Source organism: Kitasatospora sp. NPDC059827 (assembly GCF_042731675.1).
Classification (GTDB): domain Bacteria; phylum Actinomycetota; class Actinomycetes; order Streptomycetales; family Streptomycetaceae; genus Kitasatospora.
Genome location: NZ_JBHWIV010000146.1, coordinates 1 through 7,944 on the forward strand (window position 1 = coordinate 1; position 7,944 = coordinate 7,944).

Here is a 7,944-nt window from a genome sequence, read left to right on the forward strand (position 1 = left end):
GCGGGGCCGGGGCCCCCCCCCCGGGCCCCCCCCCACCCCGGGCGCCCCGGGGGGCCGGGGGGGGGGGCGGGGGGCTCGACGGGCCTGCTCCGCTAGGCGGGCAGTACGTCCCATTCCTGGAGCTCGTTGTGGTCGGAGAACGCCTTCAGCACGGTGGTGTAGTTCCCGTTGGACTGGATCGCGTAGTCCCCGTCGAGGTACTCGGTGATGACGACCTTGTTGTCACTCTCGTCGAGGTTCCACCACTGGGCCGGGTTGGTGGAATTGCACCGGAGCAGGGCGATCGGGTCTCCGGTTCTGACCGGCGCCTGGAGGCAGAGGGTCTTGTAGACGTTCGCGATCAGGAACGACCCCTGGCCGGTCGGGGTCAGGGTCCAGGTCTGAACGGGGCTGCCGTTGGACGGGTAGGTGATGGGATACGTCCCGTTGGCGTTGCCGTCCAGGTTTCCGTCCACCGTCGCGTTGTAGAACCGGACGTTCTGGGACAGCTGCCGGTGGCCACTGGCCGCCGCCTGCCCCGTGGAGGCCGTCGCGCCCACGAGGGCCAGCGCTACGGCGCCTGCGGCGACGGCGACTCTGGTGTTGAACAAGGTCTTCTCCTTCTGCGAATTCTCCCCGGACTGCACGGCCCTTCGGCAGCCGCATGCGCGATGGAAGCAGCTCGGGTGGGGACGTACAAGAACCATTGCCCGGAGGCGCTTTCGCGTTGGGGAGAATCATTCCAATCGCCCTACCGGCGTTAAGAGTTCGATCGGAAGGTATGTTCCGCCCGGCAGTCGGCCGACGGCAGTCGGAGGGCCGGGGTCGGGTTGCCCGCTACTTCCGACCGTCGGCCCGACGGGCGAGCCTGGTCTCGGCCTTGAGGAGGAGCGGCATCAGGGCGTAGACGACGACGGGGACGACGAGGGCGGTCATCACCAGGGTGCGCAGCGGTACGGGGAGGCTGCCGAGGTGGGGGCCGAGGACGAGGAAGGCCGCGGTGATGGTCGGGTAGACGGCGAGCCAGGTGAGCACGGCGCGGCGGTGGACCGACGGGACCGAGGGGGCCGCGGGGGTGGCCGGGGCGACGGCGGCCCGAACGGTGGCGGGGGCTGCTGGGGTGATGGTGTCGGTGGTCATGGCGCGGGTCCTCCCCTTGGTGATCGGGCGGAGACCTCATCTCCAACCCTTCGGTTGGAGTTTGGCACGCGCGGACGCGGAAGTCCAACCATTGGGTTGGAAATTTGGGATACCCTTGGGCCATGGCCTGGGACACCGCACGCACGCAACAGCTCCTCCTCGACGCCGCGGTCGAGGAGTTCGCCGAGTTCGGCCCGGACGGGGCCCGGATCGCCCGGGTGGCGACCCGGGCCGGGGTGAACAAGGAGCGGATCTACCAGTACTTCGGCAACAAGGAGCAGCTCTTCTCCGCCGTGCTGACGTCCGAGCTCGGCAAGCTCGCCGAGGCGGTGCCGCTCGCCCCGGCGGCGGGGCTGGACCTCGGCGACTACGCCGGACGGGTCTTCGACTACCACTCGGCCCACCCGCACCTGTCCCGACTGCTCGCCTGGGAGGGACTGCAACGCGGTTCGGACGCCGAGGAGTTGGCGGCCGGGCCGGAGCGCACCGCGCACTACGCGGAGAAGGTCGCCGCCGTCGCCGCCGCGCAGCGCAGCGGCGGGGTGGCCGGGGAGGTGGATCCGGCACGGCTGATGTTCGCGGTGATCGGCCTGGTGAACGCGTGGTTCACGCTGCCGCAGATGGTCCGCCTGCTGCTCGCCGGTACGGCGGACCGGGCGACGGACCGGGCGGCCCTGGTCACCCTGGTCCGCCGGCTGACGGCGCCCGCAGGAGGCTGAGCAGCCGCGGCGCGCACCCGGGCCGCGGCAGCCCCGGTCAGCCCCGGCGCACGGCCTGGGCGGCCTGGCGGGCGCGCCGGACGGTGCGGTGGACGCGCTGGACGGCGATGAAGCGGTTCATCGCGTCGGCATGGGTGAGGCGGTACTTGAGCCGCAGCTGGCCGTTGAGGCCGGCGATCCGCTCGGGGCCGATGGCGTCCAGCAGGCGGCTGACGTGCCGCTGGTAGACCTCCCAGTAGTTGCGGTCGCCGTCCGGGATGGACCAGAAGAACATCGGGATCTCCTCGGCCAGGCAGTTCCGGTCGTAGGCGCGCAGGTACTGCTCGGTGAAGAGGGCTTCGGGGCGGGCGAGCAGCCATTCCCGGACGAGTTCCATCGAGCGGACCCGGTCGATCAGTCCGCGCGGGTCGGTCTTCTTCTGGGTGATGGAGAGGTTGCCGTCCTCGCGGACCCGCCAGTGGTAGATCGGCTCGGAGAGCACGTCGACCCGTTCGGCGAGGAAGTGGTGGGGGACGCTGACCGGGGCGTCCTCGTACAGGATGCCCTCGGGGTAGCGGATGCCCGCGGCGTCGAAGAAGGTGCGCCGGTAGACCTTGTTCCAGGCGGTGCGGTCGGTGACCAGGGCGGGCAGTTCGCTGACGTGGGTGCGCAGCCGGGTCTCGCGGAAGGGGCGGCGGTGGGCGTGCGAGGGGGTGAGGCCGGTGGTGCGCAGGCGCATCGCGTTGCCGGTGGCGAAGTCGGAACCGGTCTGGTCGAGCGTGCTGATCATCAACTGGTAGGCGTGCGGCGGCAGGGTGTCGTCGCTGTCGACGAAGGTCAGGTACTGGGTGCCGGGGGCGAGGTGGCGCCAGCCGGTGTTGCGGGCGGCGCCGAGGCCCTTGTTCTCCTGCTGGACCAGCCGGAAGCGCCGGTCCCGCGCGGCGTACTCCTTGGCGATCACCGGGCCGTCGTCGGTCGAGCCGTCGTCGACCAGCACGCACTCGAAGTCCGTGAAGGTCTGGGCCGCGATCGAGTCCAGGCACTCCGCGAGGTAGCGCTCGACGTTGTAGATCGGGACGACGACGGACAGACGAGGGGCCATCGGACGGCCTTTCGCTCAGGAGCGGACGGGCCGGTCGGCCGGTCGGCCGCCGACCGCCGGTGACCGGCGGTGTCCCGAGCGTAGCGACCGCGCGCCGTTCACGGGCGAACAACGGGTGGCGGAGGGCGTTCGGTTCGGTGTGACTGACGTGACGGGGGTCGACGGCCGTGGCGGGGAACCACGGCGGGAACAGGGGGAACACGGGGGGAGAACAGGGGGAGGGCCCCGGACCGCCCGACCGGTCCGGGGCCCTCCTGCTCGCTCGGTGCTCAGGCGCCCTTGACGGCGGCGAAGCGGGAGGAGACGTCCTGCCAGTTGACGACGTCCCACAGACGGGTGACGTAGTCGGGGCGGACGTTGCGGTACTGCAGGTAGTAGGCGTGCTCCCAGGCGTCGAAGGCCAGCAGCGGGGTGGTGTTCTGCCCGACGTTGCCGTGGTGGTCGTAGACCTGCTCGACGATCAGGCGCTGCCCGAGCGGCTCCCAGGACAGGATGCCCCAACCGGAGCCCTGGACGCCGGTGGTGGCGGTGGTGAGCTGCTTCTTGAAGGCCTCGAAGCTGCCGAAGTGCTCGGTGATGGCGTCGGCCAGCTCGCCCTCGGGGCGGTCGCCGCCCTCCGGGGACAGGTTCTGCCAGAACAGCGAGTGCAGCACGTGGCCGGAGAGGTGGAAGGCGAAGGTCTTCTGCAGGCCGACCAGGCCGCCGAACTGCTCCTTGTCGCGCGCCTCGGCGAGCTGCTCCAGGGTGTCGTTCGCCCCCTTCACGTAGGCGGCGTGGTGCTTGGAGTGGTGCAGCTCCAGGATCTCGGCGGACATGGCCCGCTCGAGCGCGGAGTAGTCGTACGGCAGGTCGGGAAGCGAGTAGGTGCCCATCAGGACACGGCCCCTTTCGGCGGGTTGAGCGATGACGATCGTGCCGGGACAACACTATTGCGTATGAGTTGCAGGAACGAAGCATGGGCTCCTGCTTATTCCACCGTTCACATCGGGCACAATGGTCACCCGCACGTGTAATGAGTGAAGAGGGTGAGTGACTGTGACAGGGTCGCCGGTGGTCGTGCTGGGCATCGAGTCCTCCTGCGACGAGACCGGTGCCGGTCTGGTCCGGGACGGCGTGCTGCTCGGGCAGGCGGTGGCCTCCTCGATGGACGAGCACGCCCGCTACGGCGGGGTGGTGCCGGAGATCGCCGCCCGGGCCCACGTCCACGCGATGGCCCCGGTGGTGCAGGAGGCCCTGGACCGCGCCGGGCTGACGCTGCGGGACGTCGGGGCCGTCGCCGTCACCACCGGCCCCGGCCTGTCCGGCGCCCTCCAGGTCGGGGTCGCCGCCGCCAAGGGGTACGCCTTCTCGCTCGGCGTCCCGCTGTACGGGGTGCACCACCTCGCCGGGCACGTCGCCGCCGCGACCCTGGACGGCGGGCCGCTGCCCGACCCGTGCATCGTGCTGATCGTCTCCGGCGGGCACACCTCGCTGCTGCTGGTCCGCGACCTCGCCCGGGGCCGGATCGTCCACCTCGGCGACACCCTGGACGACGCGGCCGGCGAGTGCTTCGACAAGGTCGCCCGGATCCTGGGCCTGCCCTACCCCGGCGGGCCGGCCGTCGACCGCGCCGCGCGCGACGGGGACCCGGCGGCGGTACGGCTGCCGCGCCCGCTGACCGGGCCGCGGGACGACCCGTACGCCTTCTCCTTCTCCGGCCTCAAGACCGCCGCCGCCCGCTGGGTCGAGGCGCGGCGCACGGCCGGCGGCCAGCCGCACGTCCCGGACGCGGCCGCCGCCCTCCAGGAGGCGATCGCGGACGTGCTCACCCGCAAGGCGGTGCGGGCCTGCACCGACCACGGGATCGACACCCTGGTGGTGGTCGGCGGGGTCGCCGCCAACTCGCGGGTGCGGGCGCTCGCCGAGCAGCGGTGCACCGAGGCCGGGATCGCCCTGCGGGTGCCGCCGCTGCGGCTGTGCACGGACAACGGCGCGATGGTCGCGGCCGTCGGCGACCTCCTCGTCCGGGCCGGGGCCGAGCCGGCCCCGGCGGACGTGTCGGTGGACCCGTCGGCGCCGCTGGAGTTCGCGGCGCTGACCCCCCGGGCGCGGTCGGCCGCCTGACGGGCCGTCGGGTACGGCAGGCGAGGCGGGCAAGGCAGGGCGCGCGGAAAGGCACGGTTCGGTCTCGTCGACCGGAAGCCCGGCTCCCGGGTCTTCCCTTTACCTGAATGAGTGTGCCATTTTACATGTCACACATCAGACTCCGTCCGTGCGCCCCCACCGCACGGCCCCCTCACGGTCCCGGAGGCCCCCACCCCATGCGTCCCTTCCGGATATCGAAGGCGAACGCGCGCAGACTGCCCGCGCTCGGCGTCGCCTTCCTCCTCGCAGCCGGCCTGTTCACCCCGCAGGCGCACGCAGCCGACCGCGCCCCGACGCCGACCGCACCGGCGGCCGGGCCGGTCGCCCCGCGAGTCGCCGCACCCGTCACCCCGCACGCGATCCCGGTGCCGAAGTCGCCCGACACGCCCCAGGACCCCCGCCCGCTCGCCGCCGAGAGCCACGGCAGGCCCACCGCCCCGACCGCGGCGGGCGCGGTCGGCGCCGGCCGGACGGCGCGGCAGCTGACCGCCTGCGACACCGCGGCGTTCACCGGCACGTCCGGCGCCGCGCTGGTCCAGCAGGTCAAGGCGGCCGGCCTCGACTGCGTCAACACGCTGTTCACCCTCACCGGCACCGACGCCAAGGGCGCCTTCGCCGAGGCCAAGATGGTGACCGTCGCCGACGCCCTGCGCGACACCGCCGCCGCCGGCTACCCGGGCGACAACTCCACCTCCGCCGGGCAGTTGGTGCTGTTCCTGCGCGCCGGCTACTACGTGCAGTGGTACCACCCCGACGCCGTCGGCCCGTACGGCGACGGCCTGCGGACCGCGATCCGCGGCGCGCTGGACGCCTTCTTCGCCGCCCCGCACAGCAAGGACGTCACCGAGGCCAACGGCGCCACCCTGGCCGAGGCCGTCACGCTGATCGACAGCGCCCGGGAGAACGCCCGCTACACCGGCGTGGTCAAGCGCCTGCTCGACGGTTACACCGGCGGGTGGACCGGCTCGATGGCCGCCGCCGTCGGCAACACCGGGACGGTCGTCGAACGCGGCTTCGAGCTCCCCGAGTTCACCGCCGCCCTCCAGGCCGACCCGTCCTTCGCCACCACCATGGCCTCCTTCGTCACCCGCAACAGCGCCCAGCTCACCGGCTCCGACCCGGTGACCCGGATCGGCATCCAGATCGGCAACCTGGTCGCCGTCGACGGCCTCCGGGCGCAGGGCCGGCCGATCGTCAAGGACCTGGTCAACCGCTACCCGCTGGTCGGCGCCACCGCCCCGCTCACCATGAACCTGCTCTGGTTCGCGGAGCAGAAGGACGCCGGCAACTGCTCCTACTACGGCACCTGCGACGTGCCCGCCAAGCTCGTCCCGCTGGTGCTCAGGAGCGACCACGCCTGCAACCCGAACCTGCGGATCCGCTCCCAGAGCATGACCGACCGCCAGAACGCCGACACCTGCACCAGCCTGGTCGGCCAGGACGCGTACTTCCACCGGGTGGCCAAGGACAACGGCCCGGTCGCCGACGACCACAACACCGGCCTGGAGGTCGTCGTCTTCGACGACTACTACAACTACAGCCTCTACGCCTGGGAGATGTACCACATCGCCGTCGACAACGGCGGCATGTACGAGGAGGGCAACCCGGCAACCCCCGGCAACCAGGCCCGCTTCATCGCCCACCAGGCCGACTGGCTGCGCCCGAGCTTCCAGATCTGGAACCTCAACCACGAGTACACCCACTACCTCGACGGCCGCTACGACATGTACGGCGACTTCGAGGCGGGCATGACCACCCCGACCGTCTGGTGGGTCGAGGGCCTGGCCGAGTACGTCTCGTACGGCTACCGGGGCGTCCACTACGACGACGCCGTCACCCAGGCCGGCAAGGGCAGCTACCCGCTGAGCACCCTCTTCGACACCACCTACGACAACGCCGACTCCACCCGGATCTACAACTGGGGCTACCTGGCGGTGCGTTACATGCTCCAGTCGCACCCCCAGGACGTCGACGCCCTGCTCGCCGCGTACCGCGCCGGTGACTGGAACGGCGCCCGCACCCTGCTCAAGACCACCATCGGCACCCGCTACGACGCCGACTTCGCGACCTGGCTCAAGGCCTGCGCCGCCGACGACTGCGGCAGCCTGCCCACCGACCGGGCCCCGCTGTGCGCGGCCGCCGACACCCGGCAGTACGACCGGAACTGCCGCCGCGACGGCGTGGCCGCCACCACCGGCAACTACGGCTACAGCTTCCTGTACCTGCCGGCCGGGGTGAAGCAGCTGACCATCACCACCACCGGCGGCACCGGCAACGCCGACCTGTACTACAACGGCCCTTCCTGGGCGACCACTTCGTCGTACCGGGCGAAGTCCACCGCCGCCGGGAACGGCGAGACCCTGACCATCGCCGACCCGCCGTCCGGCTGGGTGTACTTCAGCCTGTACGCCCAGCAGGGCTTCGGCGGCGTGACCGTCACCACCACGTACAACTGACCGGCCGAATGCCGGAGCGAATGCCCCCACCGGAAAAGGTTATAACGATTCGACATTCGAATGGGCTGTCAATACCCCGTAGAAATCGAACTCCGGTTGTCGAAGGGGTGTCATGATCGCCGTCGTTCGGTTAAGGTCCTGAGTCAGTTGAGCAGTTCGGCCTTCCGGACCGGAAAGCCGGACCTCATCACCGGTGCGGCCACACCTATTCGTCGCACCCGTATTCCCGGAAAGGGGAAAACCATGAAGATGATCAAGGCGATCGTGAAGAAGTTCAAGCGTGACGAGGACCTCGCCAACCACGCGTGGGTGCTGCACGTCATCTGACGCACCACGGCCGGGGGGGGGGCGGGGGGGGCGCCCCCCCCCCCCCGCCGGGGGGTATAAAAAAAAAACACCCCCCCAGCCCCCCCTGCAACACGGGTTGGGGGGGGGTGGGGGGGAA

8 protein-coding genes are annotated in these 7,944 nt (G+C 71.2%); 4 read left to right on the forward strand and 4 right to left on the reverse strand.

What is annotated here, in order from left to right:
- Positions 1–92: 92 nt before the first annotated feature.
- Together ACFV8H_RS40360 and ACFV8H_RS40365 are read right to left on the reverse strand one after the other, a co-directional pair.
- Positions 93–590, reverse strand: coding sequence for a ricin-type beta-trefoil lectin domain protein (locus ACFV8H_RS40360; RefSeq protein ID WP_380409624.1), 498 nt, complete (start codon positions 588–590; stop codon positions 93–95).
- Between the two features lie 226 nt (positions 591–816).
- On the reverse strand, positions 817–1,119 hold the full coding sequence (locus tag ACFV8H_RS40365) for a hypothetical protein (protein ID WP_380409626.1): 303 nt from the start codon (positions 1,117–1,119) through the stop codon (positions 817–819).
- A gap of 122 nt (positions 1,120–1,241) precedes the next feature.
- Between ACFV8H_RS40365 and ACFV8H_RS40370 the strand changes: the two genes are divergently transcribed.
- On the forward strand, positions 1,242–1,838 hold the full coding sequence (locus ACFV8H_RS40370) for a TetR family transcriptional regulator (RefSeq protein ID WP_380409628.1): 597 nt from the start codon (positions 1,242–1,244) through the stop codon (positions 1,836–1,838).
- 37 nt (positions 1,839–1,875) lie between these two features.
- Here ACFV8H_RS40370 and ACFV8H_RS40375 read toward each other — a convergent pair whose 3' ends face one another.
- Together ACFV8H_RS40375 and ACFV8H_RS40380 are read right to left on the reverse strand one after the other, a co-directional pair.
- A complete protein-coding gene (locus ACFV8H_RS40375) occupies positions 1,876–2,919 on the reverse strand; it encodes a glycosyltransferase family 2 protein (protein ID WP_380409630.1) in 1,044 nt (347 codons plus the stop codon).
- A gap of 269 nt (positions 2,920–3,188) precedes the next feature.
- Positions 3,189–3,791, reverse strand: a complete 603-nt coding sequence (locus tag ACFV8H_RS40380; protein WP_375883767.1) for a superoxide dismutase — start codon at positions 3,789–3,791, stop codon at positions 3,189–3,191.
- 157 nt (positions 3,792–3,948) lie between these two features.
- On the opposite strand from ACFV8H_RS40380, the gene tsaD reads away from it, so the two are divergent.
- The 3 genes from tsaD (at position 3,949) to ACFV8H_RS40395 (ending at position 7,826) form a co-directional block, all read left to right on the forward strand.
- A complete protein-coding gene (gene tsaD / locus ACFV8H_RS40385) occupies positions 3,949–5,022 on the forward strand; it encodes a tRNA (adenosine(37)-N6)-threonylcarbamoyltransferase complex transferase subunit TsaD (RefSeq protein ID WP_380409632.1) in 1,074 nt (357 codons plus the stop codon).
- A 197-nt stretch (positions 5,023–5,219) separates the two neighbouring features.
- Positions 5,220–7,499: a collagenase gene (locus tag ACFV8H_RS40390; RefSeq protein ID WP_380409634.1), complete on the forward strand. Its 2,280-nt coding sequence runs from the start codon at positions 5,220–5,222 to the stop codon at positions 7,497–7,499.
- 147 nt (positions 7,500–7,646) lie between these two features.
- Entirely contained in the window at positions 7,647–7,826 is a 180-nt protein-coding gene (locus ACFV8H_RS40395; protein ID WP_380409636.1) for a hypothetical protein, read from the forward strand.
- The last annotated feature ends 118 nt before the right edge of the window (positions 7,827–7,944 follow it).